Annotated in this window: 12 protein-coding genes; 4 read left to right on the top strand and 8 right to left on the bottom strand. The window is 62.2% G+C overall.

Annotated features, from left to right (window positions below; translation table 11 throughout):
* Positions 1–111 precede the first annotated feature (111 nt).
* Both def and fmt read left to right on the top strand, forming a co-directional pair.
* On the top strand, positions 112–654 hold the full coding sequence (gene def, locus GCN78_RS21560; protein ID WP_076568288.1) for a peptide deformylase: 543 nt from the start codon (positions 112–114) through the stop codon (positions 652–654).
* Positions 655–761: 107 nt separating this feature from the next.
* Positions 762–1,718, top strand: coding sequence for a methionyl-tRNA formyltransferase (fmt, locus tag GCN78_RS21555; protein ID WP_152253529.1), 957 nt, complete (start codon positions 762–764; stop codon positions 1,716–1,718).
* A 78-nt stretch (positions 1,719–1,796) separates the two neighbouring features.
* On the opposite strand, the gene GCN78_RS21550 is transcribed toward fmt, so the two are convergent.
* Positions 1,797–4,274, bottom strand: a complete 2,478-nt coding sequence (locus tag GCN78_RS21550; RefSeq protein WP_152253528.1) for an IPT/TIG domain-containing protein — start codon at positions 4,272–4,274, stop codon at positions 1,797–1,799.
* 642 nt (positions 4,275–4,916) lie between these two features.
* Between GCN78_RS21550 and metH the strand changes: the two genes are divergently transcribed.
* Together metH and GCN78_RS21540 are read left to right on the top strand one after the other, a co-directional pair.
* Positions 4,917–8,711, top strand: a complete 3,795-nt coding sequence (gene metH / locus GCN78_RS21545; protein ID WP_193316820.1) for a methionine synthase — start codon at positions 4,917–4,919, stop codon at positions 8,709–8,711.
* Positions 8,712–8,831: 120 nt separating this feature from the next.
* The gene (locus GCN78_RS21540) at positions 8,832–9,203 is read left to right on the top strand and encodes an SPW repeat protein (RefSeq protein ID WP_152253527.1); all 372 of its coding nucleotides are present in this window, start codon (positions 8,832–8,834) and stop codon (positions 9,201–9,203) included.
* Positions 9,204–9,307: 104 nt separating this feature from the next.
* On the opposite strand, the gene GCN78_RS21535 is transcribed toward GCN78_RS21540, so the two are convergent.
* The 7 genes from GCN78_RS21535 to GCN78_RS21505 form a co-directional block, all read right to left on the bottom strand.
* Complete coding sequence (locus GCN78_RS21535) at positions 9,308–10,588, bottom strand: EAL and HDOD domain-containing protein (RefSeq protein WP_152253526.1); 1,281 nt, start codon at positions 10,586–10,588, stop codon at positions 9,308–9,310.
* Between the two features lie 137 nt (positions 10,589–10,725).
* On the bottom strand, positions 10,726–11,505 hold the full coding sequence (locus GCN78_RS21530) for a class II glutamine amidotransferase (protein WP_152253525.1): 780 nt from the start codon (positions 11,503–11,505) through the stop codon (positions 10,726–10,728).
* Between the two features lie 77 nt (positions 11,506–11,582).
* Complete coding sequence (locus GCN78_RS21525; protein WP_071079509.1) at positions 11,583–11,840, bottom strand: BTH_I0359 family protein; 258 nt, start codon at positions 11,838–11,840, stop codon at positions 11,583–11,585.
* Positions 11,841–11,993: 153 nt separating this feature from the next.
* Positions 11,994–12,395, bottom strand: coding sequence for a CobW family GTP-binding protein (locus GCN78_RS21520; RefSeq protein WP_152253524.1), 402 nt, complete (start codon positions 12,393–12,395; stop codon positions 11,994–11,996).
* Positions 12,392–13,111 carry a response regulator gene (locus tag GCN78_RS21515; RefSeq protein ID WP_152253523.1) on the bottom strand — a complete coding sequence of 240 codons (720 nt, stop codon included), beginning with the start codon at positions 13,109–13,111 and terminating at the stop codon, positions 12,392–12,394. Before GCN78_RS21515 ends, GCN78_RS21520 begins: the two co-directional genes overlap by 4 nt.
* A 98-nt stretch (positions 13,112–13,209) precedes the next feature.
* Positions 13,210–15,507 (bottom strand): sensor histidine kinase, encoded by a 2,298-nt coding sequence (locus tag GCN78_RS21510; protein ID WP_152253522.1) that lies wholly within the window; start codon positions 15,505–15,507, stop codon positions 13,210–13,212.
* Positions 15,507–16,013 (bottom strand): DUF4390 domain-containing protein, encoded by a 507-nt coding sequence (locus GCN78_RS21505; RefSeq protein ID WP_226939765.1) that lies wholly within the window; start codon positions 16,011–16,013, stop codon positions 15,507–15,509. Before GCN78_RS21505 ends, GCN78_RS21510 begins: the two co-directional genes overlap by 1 nt.
* Positions 16,014–16,044: the final 31 nt, after the last annotated feature.

The raw sequence follows: 16,044 nt of genomic DNA, 5'->3' as shown, positions 1-16,044 counted from the left end.
GCGCCGCACGCGCCCAACCGTCGCGTACTCACCATAGCCCTGCCATCGTCCGCATGGCCCAGGCATGAATAATCCGGCGCACCGGCGCCCACCTTAACCAGTCGAATCCGTATGTCCATATTAAATATCCTGCGTTACCCCGATCCGCGCCTGCACACGGTCGCCAAGCCCGTCACCGAATTTGATGCGCGCCTGCAAACCCTGATCGACGACATGGCTGAAACCATGTACGACGCCCCGGGCGTCGGCCTGGCCGCGTCGCAAGTGGACGAGCATATCCAGATGATGGTGATCGACATCACCGAAGAGAAAAACCAGCTGCAAGTATTCATCAACCCGGAAATCACCTGGGCCAGCGAAGAAAAGCAGGTCTACGACGAAGGCTGTTTGTCCGTGCCTGGCGTCTACGATGGCGTCGAGCGTCCGGCCCGCATCAAGGTGCGCGCCCTGGACCGCCACGGCAAGCAGTTCGAGCTGGAAGCCGATGGCTTGCTGGCCGTCTGCATCCAGCATGAGATGGATCATCTGCTGGGCAAGGTATTCGTCGAATACCTGTCGCCGCTCAAGCGCAACCGCATCAAGACCAAGATGATCAAGGAAATCCGTGGTCTCGAGCGCGAAGCGAGCCTGCGCGCACAGAATCGCCGTTTCTAAGCCGCTTTTGCGATACTGCTGATAGACTAAGCAGCAACAGTAGTCGTTACACCACGCCAGCCTGGCGCCTCCGGCGCGGGCCTGCGCACCTCACGTCAAGGAACCATATGAAAGTGATCTTCGCAGGCACGCCTGAATTCGCCGCCACGGCCCTGAAAGACTTGCACGAAGCGGGATTCGAGATTCCGCTGGTGCTGACCCAGCCCGACCGCCCGGCCGGACGCGGCATGCAGCTGCACGCCTCGGCCGTCAAGCAGTATGCGCAGCAGCATGGCATCGAGGTGCTGCAGCCGCTGTCCCTGCGCATGGACAGCAAGGACCCGCAGCGCGCCGCCGAGGCAAAGGCGGCCCACGAGCGCCTGCTGGCCACCGACTACGACGTGATGGTGGTGGCGGCCTACGGCTTGATCTTGCCGCGCAGCACGCTCGACATCAAACCCTGCATCAATATCCACGGTTCATTGCTGCCGCGCTGGCGCGGCGCCGCGCCGATTCACCGCGCCATCGAGGCGGGCGACGATGAAACGGGCGTGACCATCATGCAGATGGAAGAAGGCCTCGATACGGGCCCCATGCTGGCCATCGAGCGCACGCCCATCGAAGCGGGCGACTCCACCGCCACCCTGCACGACAAGCTGGCCGCCCTGGGCGGCAAGATGATCGTCGAGACCCTGCGCAAGATGCAGCAGCAGCCGCTCGAAGCCGTGCCGCAGCCGGAAGCGGGCGTCACGTATGCGGCGAAAATCGCCAAGGAAGAGGCGGCACTCGATTTCAGTCTGCCGGCGCTGGAACTGGGCCTGAAAATCCGCGCCTTCAATCCGTTTCCCGGCGCCTGCGGCCAGGTCGATGGCGTTACCATCAAGATCTGGGCCGCCGAGGTACTCGAAGCGGACAGCAAGGAAGCGCCGGGCCAGGTGCTGGCGGCCGACGCCCAGCACGGCATCGTCGTGGCCTGCGGCAACGGCTCCCTGCGCCTGACGGAACTGCAAAAACCGGGCGGCAAGCGCCTGCCCGCGGCCGAGTTCATCAAGGGCTTCCCGCTCGAAGGCAAACGCTTTACGTGATGGCACGGCGGCGTCCTGTCGACGGCGATAAAAAAAGGGCTTGCCGCGGCAAGCCCTTGTTGTTTCCGCCACCCTTGTTTAGCGGCGCGCCACCTTCATCATGCGCCCACCCACGGACGACGACAGGCTGACCTCGAAGCGGCCGCCGGCCGGCAAGGCGCTCACGTCGACGCTGGCTTTGCCACCCGTCAAGTCACTGGCGACCACCGTCTTGCGGCCATCGGCAGCAACGTGCAGCACGGCGGCGTAGGGTTCCGCCTGGGCATTCCAGGTCAGCGCCAGCTGGCCGCCGCTTTGCGTCGCATCAAACGTGGCATCGTTGGCGGCAGCCTTGCCGCGACGCGCCGAGCGTTCCAGCTTGGCCAAGGCCTTGCCATTTGCCAGCACTTGCACGTCGCTGATGTCGCCCGGGTTGGCGAAGCTGACGCGGAAGTGGCTCATGGCGTTGCCGCCATGGTCGGCCACGGAAACGCCATCGAAGGGCAAGTCGATAGTCTGTCCCGACGCCGTCAACACGCGCAAGGTATAAGCATGGCCGCTGCCGCTGGCGGCGGCGCCGATGCGCGTCGACGAGGCGACGGCCGGGCGCAGGGCCACGCCGCCAGGCGTGATGCGGCCGGAAATGGTCAGGTAGCCGTTCTCGGCCACGGACATGCTGGCGGCCAGCACATTGCTGCCCGTCACCTGCGTGCTGCGTTTTTCCAGGAATTGCTGCACCCGCGCATAGCTGTAATCGGAGAACCAGGCGCCGCTGCAATAGCTCATCACGTCCTTCATCGGCGTGCTGCCATAGACTGCCTTGCTCAGCTGGCCGATGCTGCCGTCATAACTACTGTTGTACAGCGGTTGCGGGCCCAGTGCGCCTTGCGCATATGGATAGTCGTTCACTGCTCCGGCCGGACCGCCGCAGGGAACGTGCTGCAGCGAGTGGTTGTGGCCCAGCTCATGCACAAGGGTGGTCAGCCATAGAGGCCATTGATTGGAGAAGGGGTCGACCGCCGCGATGCTCTTGGACTGGGCATCGAGGCCGATGGCCGACGTGAAGTCGTTGCCGCTGCTGCGCTCATTGATGTAGGCCAGGCCGGCTGCATTGGTGACGGACATCTTCGGCACGAAACCATAATAGTAGGCACCGCTGTCTTCCAGCGCGCGCCGGTTTTCCAGCTTGCCCAGGGCATCGCTCCACCAGCTGTCGGCCGTGCTGCTGCCCGGCATGCTCAGTGCGACGCGCGTCGTGATGCTGATATTTTCCGCCGCATACGGATACACGCGCAGCAGCGCGGCACGGATCACCTCGGCATCAGGCAGTTGCGCCACGCCATCATCCGTACTCAGTGGCACCAGCACCAGACGGATTCTGGCCAGGCTGGCCACTGCGGGCGCCGCTTCCTGGCTCACTTGCACGCCATCATTGCCGACGGCCGTCACGCGCACGCGCACGCCGGGCAAGATCCAGCTGGCCGGCAGCACGGCGCTGAAATTGCCGTTGAAACTGTCATCGTTCTTCGTCGTCGGCAAGAGCGCCGGACCCGTCATCGCGATGCTGCCCAGGTTGCTGCCATTGGCGGCGGTCGCGTTCAAGGTGACGGCCGGGCTGGACTGGCCCGCCTGCGCGGCCAGCACGGACACGCGCACGGCGGCCGGCTTGCCGCGCGTCAGGCGCAAGGCCATATTGCTGGCGTTCAAATTCAGTACTTGCGCGAAATCAATGCTACCCAAGGTAAAGGCCGACACCGTGCCCGCATTGACGGCGATGCGCGACGCGGCCGACAACATCACGTTGCCCGTTGCCGATCCTGGCGCGGACAACACCAGTTGGCTGGCACTGGCGCTGACGATGACGGCTGGCGTCGTGCCCACCGACGCCGAAGTGACCTGGTCGAGATTGCTGCCCTGCAGCGTCACGGACAAGCTCCCGCCGTTGACGACCGAGCTGATCGACGTCACCGCCACGCTCGCCAAGACCGTGTACGTATCGCTGCTGGCCACATCGTTGTAGGGACCGCGCACCGTCAGCACGCCTGTCGCTGCGCCCGCAGGCACCACCACGGTCACGCTGCTGGCCGTCTGGCTTTGCGGCGTCGCCGCCGCGCCATTGCCAAACTGCACCGCCGTCACTGCACCCATGCCGCCGCCCGCGATCGTCACGCTGGAACCGACGCCGCCCGTCGCCGGTGCGACGCTGCCCACGCTCAAGGGCAGGTACACATTGACGTTATAGCTGGTGGCCGCCGTGCCGCTGGCGCTGACCAGGCTCAAGGCGCCTGTTACAGGCACGCCAGGCATGGCCAAGGTAACGCTCGTGTCGCTGGCGACACTGGCGGTAACGGTCACGCCGCCCACCTTGAAGGCCGTCACGCGGCTCAGATTCGTGCCCGTCACCACCAGGCTGCCGCCAACGGCGACATTCGCCGCCGAGACGGCCGTCACGGCAGGAACCAGGACGGGCGTACCCGACGTGGTCGCCACCACGGTCTCGCCACCACCACCGCCACCGCCGCCGCAGGCGGACAGGCCCAGCATGACAAACAATGCGACTAGCAGATGGTTTTTCATGGCTGGCAACCATGTTGATGCAGCGCGGTGCCGGGGAGGACACAAGATAAATGTGACATATTGGTGACTTTTGGTGAGAATTTAATTTCCAGGAACCAATATTATGGTTAATTCGATTCCCGAAGACAACTATTAATGCTTTTGATTCAAATTGTTTTGATAATAATTAAAATATCTGCTTGGCAAACTTTATTTTGAGCATTATTCGTCTCCCTCTGCATTGACCGAAATCACGTTTATTTTCCTTTACAGCTATTGCCATTCAATTCATTAAAAATATGCTGATACGGCACAAATAATGTGGAAATTTTTCCACAGCCTAGACGACGTACCTTTCCAGCAACTTTGGCGGAAAAATTAACATTTTAAGTAAGATTTTCAGGAGTGCCATTTTCAGGAGCAGGCGCGACGGAAGGCAATGTGTTGCAAGAACGCCAGCCTTGGGGGGGGAACGGCCGCTTTTGCTTAAAACCAAAGCAGCCTGATGCCGTATAATTTTAGACCCGGTGAAATCAGGCGATTGCCACCCTCTGCCTGCCCTACCCGGCCGGCAACTTTCCGTCGGCTGATCCTGCTGGCCCGCACCCGCCTCGTAACGTCCTGCCGCCGCGCCGCCGCCCGTTTGCCTATTGAAAGCATGAAATGAACGATACCGTGATCCCCGCCATGTCCCCGACCGAAGCCACCTTGCGCGCCATCCTGGCGCAGCGGATCATGATCCTCGACGGCGCCATGGGCACGATCATCCAGCAATACAAGCTCGACGAAGAAGCATATCGTGGCGGTCCCGCCGGCCGCTTCATCGATTTCGCCGCGCCGGCCGACAGTGGCGCGCGCGAACTGTTCGTCAAGGGCAATAACGAGCTGCTGACCCTGACGCAGCCGCACATCATCCAGGAAATCCACGAGCGCTACCTGGCGGCCGGCGCCGACCTGATCGAAACGAATACCTTCGGCGCCACGACGATCGCGCAAGACGATTACCACATGGCCCACCTGGCCTATGAAATGAACGTGCAGGCCGCCAAGCTGGCGCGCGCCGCCTGCGACAAGTATTCCACGCCGGACAAGCCGCGCTTCGTCGCCGGCGCCCTGGGCCCCACGCCGAAGACGGCGTCGATCTCGCCCGACGTCAACGACCCGGCCGCGCGCAACGTCAGTTTCGACCAGTTGGTGGCCGCCTACCTGCAGCAGACCCAGGGCCTGGTGGAAGGCGGCGCGGACGTGCTGCTGGTGGAAACCATTTTCGATACCTTGAACTGCAAGGCGGCCCTGTTCGCCATCGACCTGTTCTACGAGCAAAATCCCGACGTCGTGCGCCTGCCTTTGATGATTTCCGGCACCGTCACGGACGCCTCGGGCCGCATCCTGTCGGGCCAGACCGTGCCTGCCTTCTGGAATTCCGTGCGCCACGCGAAACCGCTGACCATCGGCCTGAACTGTGCGCTGGGCGCCGCCCTGATGCGTCCGTACGCGGAAGAGCTGGCCAAGATCGCCGACACCTTCGTCTGCATCTACCCGAACGCGGGCTTGCCCAACCCCATGAGCGACACGGGTTTCGACGAGTTGCCAGCCGACACGTCCGCCCTGCTGCGCGAATTCGCCGACGCGGGCTTCCTGAACATGGCGGGCGGCTGCTGCGGCACCACGCCCGAGCACATCGCCGCCATCGGCAAATTGCTGTCGAAAAACACGCCGCGCACGGTGCCGGCCCCATCGCACGACCTGCGCCTGGCCGGCCTGGAACCGTTCGTCGTCAACGATGAATCGCTGTTCGTCAACGTGGGCGAGCGCACCAACGTCACGGGCTCGAAGGCGTTCGCGCGCATGATTCTCAACGAGCAATATGACGAGGCCCTGTCCGTGGCGCGCCAGCAAGTGGAAAACGGCGCGCAAGTGATCGACATCAACATGGATGAGGCGATGCTCGACTCGCTGGCGGCCATGACGCGCTTCCTGAACCTGATCGCCTCGGAACCGGACATTTCACGCGTGCCCATCATGGTTGACTCGTCGAAATGGTCGGTCATCGAAGCGGGCTTGAAATGCGTGCAGGGCAAGGCCATCGTCAACTCGATTTCCATGAAGGAAGGCGAAGAGGAATTCCTGCGCCAGGCCAAGCTGTGCCGCCGCTATGGCGCCGCCGTCATCGTCATGGCCTTCGATGAAAAGGGGCAAGCCGACACCTTCGAGCGCAAGATCGAAATATGCGCCCGCGCATATCACCTGTTGATCGATGCGCTGGACTTCCCGCCGGAAGACATCATTTTCGATCCGAACATCTTTGCCGTCGCCACCGGTATCGAAGAGCACAACAACTACGCCGTCGACTTCATCAACGCCACGCGCTGGATCAAGGAAAACTTGCCGTACGCGAAGATCTCGGGCGGCGTGTCGAACGTGTCGTTCAGTTTCCGCGGCAACGATCCCGCCCGCGAAGCCATCCATACCGTCTTCCTGTACCACGCCATCAAGGCCGGCATGACCATGGGCATCGTCAACGCCGGCATGGTGGGCGTGTACGACAACCTGGACCCGGAATTGCGTGAGCGCGTGGAAGACGTGGTGTTGAACCGCCGCGAAGACTCGACCGAACGCATGATCGAATTTGCCGGCACCCTGAAGGCGGGCGGCAAGGCCGAGGCACAAACCCTGGCCTGGCGCGAAGGCACGGTGCAGGAGCGCCTGTCGCACGCGCTGGTGCACGGCATCACGCAATTCATCGTGGAAGACACGGAAGAAGCGCGCCAGCAGCTGCTGCACAACGGCGGACGCCCGATTCACGTGATCGAGGGCCCGCTGATGGCCGGCATGGACGTGGTCGGCGACCTGTTTGGCCAAGGCAAGATGTTCCTGCCGCAAGTGGTGAAATCGGCGCGCGTCATGAAGCAGGCCGTGGCCCATCTGATTCCGTTCATCGAGGAAGAAAAGCTGCTGGAAGAGCAACGCACGGGCATCGTCGCCAAGCCGAAGGGCAAGATCATCATGGCGACCGTGAAGGGCGACGTGCATGACATCGGCAAGAATATCGTCACGGTCGTTCTGCAATGCAATAACTTCGAAGTGGTCAACATGGGCGTGATGGTGCCGTGTTCGGAAATCCTGGCGCGCGCCAAGGTGGAAAACGCGGACATCATCGGTCTGTCGGGCCTGATCACGCCGTCGCTGGAAGAAATGGCGTATGTCGCCAAGGAAATGCAGCGCGACGAACACTTCCGCATGCTGAAGATTCCCCTGCTGATCGGCGGCGCCACCACCAGCCGCGCCCACACGGCCGTGAAAATCGCGCACAACTACGACGGCCCCGTCATCTACGTGCCGGACGCCTCGCGTTCCGTGTCCGTGGCGCAATCACTGCTGACGCCGGAACAGCGCGACAAGTACGTGGAAGACATCGAACTCGATTACGCGCGCATCCGCGAGCAGCACGCCAACAAGAAGGCGCTGCCGATTTTGCCGCTGGCGCAGGCCCGCGCCAACAAGATGCTCGTGCCCTTCGACGGCCCCTGCACGCCCGTCAAACCGAAGTTCATCGGCCGCCGCGTGTTTAAAAACGTCGACCTGGCCACCCTGGCCAACTACATCGACTGGGGCCCATTCTTCCAGACCTGGGACCTGGCCGGCCCCTTCCCCGCCATCCTGACGGATGAGGTGGTGGGCGACGCGGCCACCAAGGTCTACGCGGAAGGCCAGGCCTTGCTGAAAAAACTCATCGATGGACGCTGGCTGACGGCAAACGGCGTCGTGTCCTTGCTGCCGGCCAACAGCGTCAATGACGACGATATCGAGGTGTACACGGACGATACGCGCAGTAGCGTGGCGTTCACGTATTACGGCATGCGCCAGCAGGGCGTCAAGCCCGTGGTCGACGGCGTGCAGCGTCCGAACCAGTGCCTGGCCGACTTCATCGCGCCGAAGGCATCGGGCGTGAAGGATTACATCGGCATGTTCGCCGTGACGTCCGGCCTGGGCATCGAAAAGTACGAAAAACGCTTCGAGGATGCGCACGACGATTACTCGTCCATCATGCTGAAATCCCTGGCCGATCGCCTGGCCGAGGCGTTTGCCGAATACCTGCACGAGCGCGTGCGCAAGGACTTGTGGGGCTATGTGCCGGACGAGCACTTGAGCAACGACGACATGATCACCGAGAAATACGTGGGTATCCGCCCGGCGCCCGGCTACCCTGCCTGCCCCGAGCACACGGTCAAGAAACAGATGTTCGAGGTCATGCAGGCCGAGGAAATCGGCATGCAGCTGACGGAATCGTATGCCATGTTCCCCGGCGCGGCCGTCTCCGGCTTCTATTTTGCCCACCCGGAGTCGAAATACTTCGTCGTCGGCAAGATCGGCATGGACCAGGTGGACGACATGGCCAAGCGCCGTGGCGCCAGCATCGAGGACGTGGAGCGCTGGCTGGCGCCGAACCTGTCGTAGTGCCATAATATAAGCACAAGGCGCGCGGAACTTATCGCGCGCCGAAGCGCACTAACGCAGTATGCCGGCCGGCATGCTGCATGCCCGCTCCGGTCCGTTCCCAACTGGCAAGGAGGTAATATGGCAACCAACTTCAAACTGAAACGCTGGCAGGACCAAGTGATCCTGTTGCTGGGCCTGTGGCTCGTCGTCTCGCCCTGGGCCTTTTCCTATCCCGAAGGTTCGCCGCAGATGATCAACGCCTTTGTCTCGGGTCTCGTGATCGCCGTGCTGGCCGCCTTCGACCTGTACAAGACCTATTTCTGGGCCGTCGTCGTCAACCTGCTGGTGGGCGTCTGGGTCGCCGCCTCGCCGTGGGTCTTGCGGCTGGCCGAACAGCGTGTCGTCATGTGGAACGAGCTGATCGTCGGTATCGCCGTCGTCGTGCTGGCCCTGTGGGAACTACGCACCGACCCCGAACTGCACAAGCACTGGCCCGGTGCGGCCGCGTAGCGGCGTAAAAAAACCATGCCACGGCGATGCCGTGCAGGGTTTTTAAAGAGCGCGCCAACAATGTTGTCGGATTACGCGCGGCCGGGAGGTCGCGCTAATCCGACCTACAGCGCGTATCGTACGACGTTGTCGCTCCATTCGTAGGCGGCCATTTCCAGCTCCACCAGGTCGTCCGGCGACATGGCCAGGTCGCGCAAGGTCGGCACGATCTCGCCTTCCATGTCTTCGATGCGCTCGATGCATTCGGCCAGGCGCAGCAGGTCGCCATAGAAGCCTTCGCGCGACAGCAGCGCTTCGGCCACTTCGTCGATCACTTCAATCTGGCTGAGAATTTCCGACATCGGCACGCCGAACAGGGTATCCATCAGGGACATGATGCCGACCGTAAAGGCGATATCAGCCGAATGGGCGTGGTTCGGGCGCAGTTTGTGCGCGAGCAATTCCAGCAGGCGGCCGCGCGTGGTGGCCAGCATCAGCAATGGCGTCATGCTATGGCCGCGCTTGCTTGGCTCCGCGTACAGCATGATTTGCAGCCAGCGTTGCAACTGGCGGCGGCCCAGCACGGTCACGGCCTGGCTCAGCGAGTCGATGCGCTGGCGCGCACCCACGGCCGGCGTATTGACCAGACGCAGCAGGTTCAGGGCCAGCGACACGTCGCGCTTGATGGCGCGCTCGATGTCCATATTGTCGGCGTCCGACGTCACCAGGGTCATCAGTTCCATGACGGCCAGTTGCGACGGCGACAGCTTCTTGCCCGTCATGATGGCGGGCTTGGCAAAATAATAACCCTGGAAGTAATCGAAGCCCAGGTCCAGGCCCGACTTGAATTCTTCGCGCGTCTCGACCTTTTCCGCCACCAGTTTCTTGTTTTCCTGCTTGAAACGGGGCGCCAGGGCGGCCAGCACTTTCGGGTCGACCGTGCTCATGTCCATCTTGACGTATTGCACCAGCGGCAGCAGCTCCTGCACCTGTGGCGTGTCGGACACGACGTTTTCCAGCGCGAAGGTGAAGCCATGGCCCACCAGCTCGCTGATCCGCGCACGCACTTCGGGCGTGACGGGCATCGATTCGACGATTTCCAGCACGACTTTTTCACGCGGCAGGAACACGAAGATGTCGCTCATGATCACGTCGGCATCGACATTGACGAAACCGAGCGCGTCGCCGATGACCTTTTCCATGCCCAGCTGCGACGCATGGGCGATGACGGACGCCGTGGCGGACAGGTCGCTGGTAATGTTGGCGGGACCGACCGGAGCGTTGCGGAATAGCAACTCATAGCCAAACAGGGCTTGATTGCGGTCAAGGATAGGTTGTCGCCCCAGATAGAACTCGCGCACGCGCAAGGGTTTCGGGGTGATGTCGTTGCTGGAAATATCGATCATTAACTCTTCATCAATCACGTCGAGTGACACCGGCCGCGCCGCGCCCGCATCAAGGTTCACTATTGACAATACTTTAGCTGAATTCCGCCCGCGCTGTGGGTATTTTGGCAGCAATCCGGCGTATTGTCGTCAACAAATTAGGCGACTGGCGTGTCTTGCACCATCCCGTCGACAAATAATTTCAATTCACCGGGCGCAAACGCCGTCCATTGCTCATTTGTCGTCAGCGGCTGGGTAACGATCACGGCCACGCGGTCCTGCGGCGTCGTCACCTGGGAAAAGTCCACACTCAGGTCTTCATCGGAGAGTTTAGCAGTTGGAAACGGATGTTGTCGCACCAGATAGTGCAAGCTGGTCGAGCAATGGGCAAACAGCGCCGCGCCGCTCGACAGCATCATGTTGAAGGTGCCGTGCGCCGCGATGCCGGGCAACAGCTCAGCCAGCGCCAGGTGCAGGGCCGGCAAGGCCGGCGGCGCGTCGCCAAAGCGCGCGTGCAATTCCTGCAGCAGGTAGCAGAAGGCCAGTTCGCTGTCCGTGCAGCCGACGGGGCGGTAACTGCCCGTCAGCACGGGATGGAATTCCTTCAAATCGCCATTATGGGCAAAGACCCAGTAGCGGCCCCACAGTTCGCGCACGAAAGGGTGGCAGTTTTCCAGCGCCACCTGGCCTTGCGTAGCCTTGCGGATATGCGCGATGACATTGCGCGACTTGATGGGATAGCGTTTGATCAGCTCGGCCACGGGCGAGGCGATGGCCGCCTGGTGGTCGACGAAATGGCGCACGCCGGCGCCCTCGAAAAAGGCGATGCCCCAACCGTCATGGTGGGTATCGGTATGGCCGCCACGCATGGCGAAGCCGGTAAAACTAAAGACAATGTCCGTGGGGACATTGCAATTCATTCCGAGAAGTTGGCACATGGTCTGTTTGCAGCTGGATAACACAACCACCATACCATGCCGTCAGACGGATTGGTATGGTGGCGATAGCCATCCGGTCAGTGCAACAGGACGGGCTGGCTCATGAGGGAATCATAGCTGCCCAAAAATTCATCGATCTCTTCCATGCTGGGTTCGCTGGCGATCAGCTCCGTGACGTCGCGGCGGAAGTTTTGCGCAAGGATGCCGGCGATAAAGGTTTCCCGCTTGCCGCCCTTGTCGACGATTTCATAGCCGCCAAAGCGCAGGGCTTCCAGGTCGACGTCGGCGCCGAATTCCACGACGCTGTATTGTTCGCTGTTATAGATCAGGTTCATTTTGCATCCTTCGCTCAAGCAGGAGAAACTCCTGCGGTTTCAGGACAGAGGTGGGGTCCACACGGCGCCATTTCAAGCGGCCATGCCACCCTGCGGGCTACAGAGTTGTAACGAGATGCAAACTGCGCTTGCGATGAGTCGAACGGGAAATCGTCAGGCAACCACCATGTCTGCTTGCAGCGCCAGCAGGGCATCGTAGGGACTGGCGGTGAGCCAGGTGCGCAGTTGTTCGATGTGCGAGGCGTCGGCCAGGCTGATGAACAAGTGTGCGGGTGGATGGCGCAGCAGACGATTCAATGTTACACGCAATACGAGATTGCCGCTGCAGCACAGGCAACCGGGCGCGATGCGCAACAGTTGCAATGGAAATGGTGGAGAAGGGGAAACTTGCTCGGCCAGTTCGGCCAGCATGGGGTTGCCGTCGGCGAGGCCCTCGAGGATCACGGCGACCGGCTGGCCAGGCGGCAAGGCTTGCGCGATGGCCGCTTCGCGCCCGGCGGCACGTCCACCGCTGACCAAGGTCAGCGGCGTCGGACGCCGCACGGCTGCCGTCACAGGCTTTTCTTGGCCAGCTTGCCCGGTTCGACGCCCAGCTGCTTCAGCTTGCGGTACAAATGGGTGCGCTCGAGGCCCGTTTTTTCCGCCACGCGGGTCATGCTGCCGCCTTCGCGTCCCAGGTGGTGTTCGAAATACATGCGCTCGAACGCGTCGCGCGCCTCGCGCAGGGGCAAGTCGAACGACAGGTTGTAGCCATGGCCTTCAGCCACCGCCGGTACCGCGATGCCTGGGCGCACCATCAGCTGTTGCGGCGCGCTGCCGCCAAAGCTGGGCACGGGATGGCTGCTTTCCTCGGGCACCACCGGGGCCACGGGACGCGGCGCCACGCTCGGCGCTCGCACGGTTTCCTGTGCCCGCGTCAAGCCTTGCTGGACTGCCTTCAGCAGTTTTTGCAGGGCAATCGGTTTTTCCAGGAAATTCATGGCGCCGATGCGCGTCGCCTCGACCGCCGTATCGATGGTGGCGTGGCCCGACATCATGATCACCGGCATGGTCAGCAAGCCATCGCGCTGCCATTCCTTGAGCAAGGTGACGCCATCGGTGTCGGGCATCCAGATATCGAGCAATACCAGATCCGGCGCACCGGCGGCACGCGCTTCACGCGCCTGCTGCGCATTTTCGGCCAGCTGGATAGCATGTCCTTCGTCGCCCAAAATTTCCGAGAGCAACTCACGGATACCCATTTCATCATCCACTACGAGTATGTTTGCCATTCGTGTCTTGCCTTCCTCATTTCGCCGGCCGTCGCGCACAAGATGTACACGGCGGACAACTATGATTTTATTAGTGTTTTAAATACTAAACCAGACCCTCACGCCAGGAATTCCTGGGCAGGAGTGTCGGGAGCTAACTTTAACAGCAAAATGACCACCGAAGCGCCATTGCCGTCGACCCGGTTCTCGATATCGATGCGTCCGCCGTGTTCATCGATAATTTTCTTGACCATCGCCAGGCCCAAGCCCGTGCCGCGCGCCTTCGAGGTCACATACGGCTCGAAGGCGCGCGCCAGGATTTTTGGCGCGAAACCAGGACCATTGTCGCTGATGGCCAGCCGCACGGCGACATTCACGCCACCGTCCGCACTGCGATAATGAATTGCTTCCGTCCTTACGTCAATCCGCGGATGCGGCGAGTCCGGCGGCAAGTCGGCCATGGCGTCCTGCGCGTTCTGCAGCAGGTTATGGATCACCTGGCGCAACTGGGTCGGATCGCCCATCACCATCGGCAGATTCGGCGCCAGTTGCGGGTGGATGATGTCGCCATCGTCGCCGCGCAGGTACAGGTTCAGGATCTCTTCGATCAACTCGTTCAAGCGCAGCGGCGTGAGCACGGCCGGCGGCGTGCGCGCATAGTCGCGGAAGTCGTCGACCATGCGCTTCATCGCATCGACCTGCTTGACGATGGTGGTGGTGGCGCGGCTGAGCAGGTCGGCGTCCGGCTGCTCCAGCTTGCCTTCCAGCTTCATCTGCAGGCGCTCGGCCGACAGCTGGATCGGCGTGAGCGGGTTCTTGATTTCATGCGCCAGGCGGCGCGCCACCTCGCCCCAGGCGATCGAGCGCTGCGCGGAAATCACGTCGGAAATATCATCGAAGACGACGATGTAGCCGCTGCCGGACTCGAGCGGCAGGCGCGAACCGCGCGCCAGCAAGGTGATGTCATGCTCGTCGGCACTGCTGCCCAGGCGGCGTGGAATCTCGATCTGCCGCTGCCAGTGCAGGCGCTGCTGGCTGCGGCCCGACGCCGATTGCGCGCTTTGCGCCGTGAAAGCGCTGATGATAGCGCCGCCAAACTCTTCCATTCCGGCAATATGCGCCAGCGGCTGGCCGACCATGCTCATGCCCGAATGCTGGAGGATGCGCTCGACCGACTCATTGCAGGTCACCAGCTTGAAATCGCCGTCGAGCACCATCACGCCGGCCGACATGTTCGCCAGCACCGATTCCAGGTGGGCCTTGGCGTTCTGCAAGGCGGCGCGGTTGCTTTCCACGGCCGTGCGCGCATCGAGCAACTGGCGCGTCATGATATTGAACGACTGCGTCAGGGTGCCCAGTTCATCCTTGGTGGCGACGATGGGGCGCGGCGACAAGTCGCCCTCGGCCACGGCGCGCGTGCCTTCGGCCAGCAGCAGCAGGGGCTGGGCCAGATTGCTGGCGATCAGGAAAGCGCTGCCGATGGCGCCGAAAATGGCCAGCAGCAGGGTCAAGGTGAGGATTTCCATGTACATCTTGCGCAAGCCCACGCGCGCGACGAAACGTTCCTTGTATTCGCTGTAGGCGGCGCGCAGCACTTCGCCATTCGTCGCCAGCTTGGGCGGCACCGATTGCAGCAGTTGCAAATAGCGGGGCGAGACGGAAGGCCCCGGCACGGCCACCAGCACGCGCAGGCGCAGGCTGGCCGCCGAGTCCAGAGACGCCGGCAGGCCCGAGCGGAAACCGCCGCCGCCCGACTCCGTGCCATCGTCGTGCAATTCCAGGCCCCCTTCGGCGGAGGCATAGCCGGCCGGCAAGGCCGCCTGCACCAGCATGGCGGCAGTCGGCAAGTCGGCCGCGCTATGCGGCCCGGCGCTGGCCAGCAGCACGCCGTCTCCGCTGACGAGCATGACATTTTGCATGCCCTCGTCGCGCAGCAGGCTGGTCAGCACGGCAGGGCCGGCCACCGGGTCGGCGCCCAGTTCTTCGACGGCCTTGTGGCCCCGGTGGTCGAGCTCGACCAAGGCCGCGTCGAGGCCGGCACGGCCCAGCTCAATCCCCGATTCCAGCGCCGCTTCGATCTTGACGTTGAACCAGGATTCGATCGAGTGGGAGACGAATTGCACTGACACAAGGAAAATCACCAGGCCGGGCAGGATGCCGACGGCGGCGAACAGCATCACCAGGCGCGTCATCAGCTTGGAGCCGAACTTGCCGCTCTTGTAGCGTGCGTACAGGCGCGCCAGGGAAATGCCCACCAGCGCCAGCAGGGACACGGCCACGGCCGCATTCAGGCCCAACAGCCAGGTGTAGTAACGGTCGAAAAAGCCGGAATTGTCGGAAGCCGACGCCAGCAGGAACAGCAGGATACTGACAATGCCGCCGCCCACCACCAGCAGATAGCGCAATGCTTGACTCACTACTCCGCCGTATACAAGAAGGTTTTTTTATTCGAAGCCAGGCGCCAGTCGCTGTTATTGAAGGCATTGACCTGTATCGGCTTGGGCAGATAGTCGCGGTCCATGCCCATGCGCAAGGTGACGTTGTACGTCTGCCCCACTTTCAGCTCGCCGCGCCGCGCCACCAGCCAGCGGCTGGGACGGCGGATCAGGAACAGCGCGTCGTCGAGGGTGGGGAAGCTTTGCTGCAAGCCACCGCCCGACACGTGATACTGGCGCGTCAGCACGTTGTAGGACAGCTTGCTGGTCTGGCGCGCGACGATGGCTTTTTCATCGAACCAGTACCAGCGGGGCCGGGTCAGTTCGATTTCCGTCGTGAAATACAGCGGCACGCCATGCTGTACCGCGTCATCGAGGTCGTGATTGAGCTCGAAGGAATACGTGGCGGCCAGCTTGTAACCCTCTTCGCTAGCCTCGATGTAGGCACGGGTGATCTCGACCATGTCGGCGGCATGCGCGCGTGGCATGGTACATGCCAGCATCAGCAGCAGGGCCAGG

The organism is Janthinobacterium rivuli (genome assembly GCF_009208735.1).
Lineage (GTDB): Bacteria > Pseudomonadota > Gammaproteobacteria > Burkholderiales > Burkholderiaceae_D > Janthinobacterium.
Note: the sequence above shows the minus strand (reverse complement) of the source record. Positions and strands in the feature narration are given on the sequence as shown.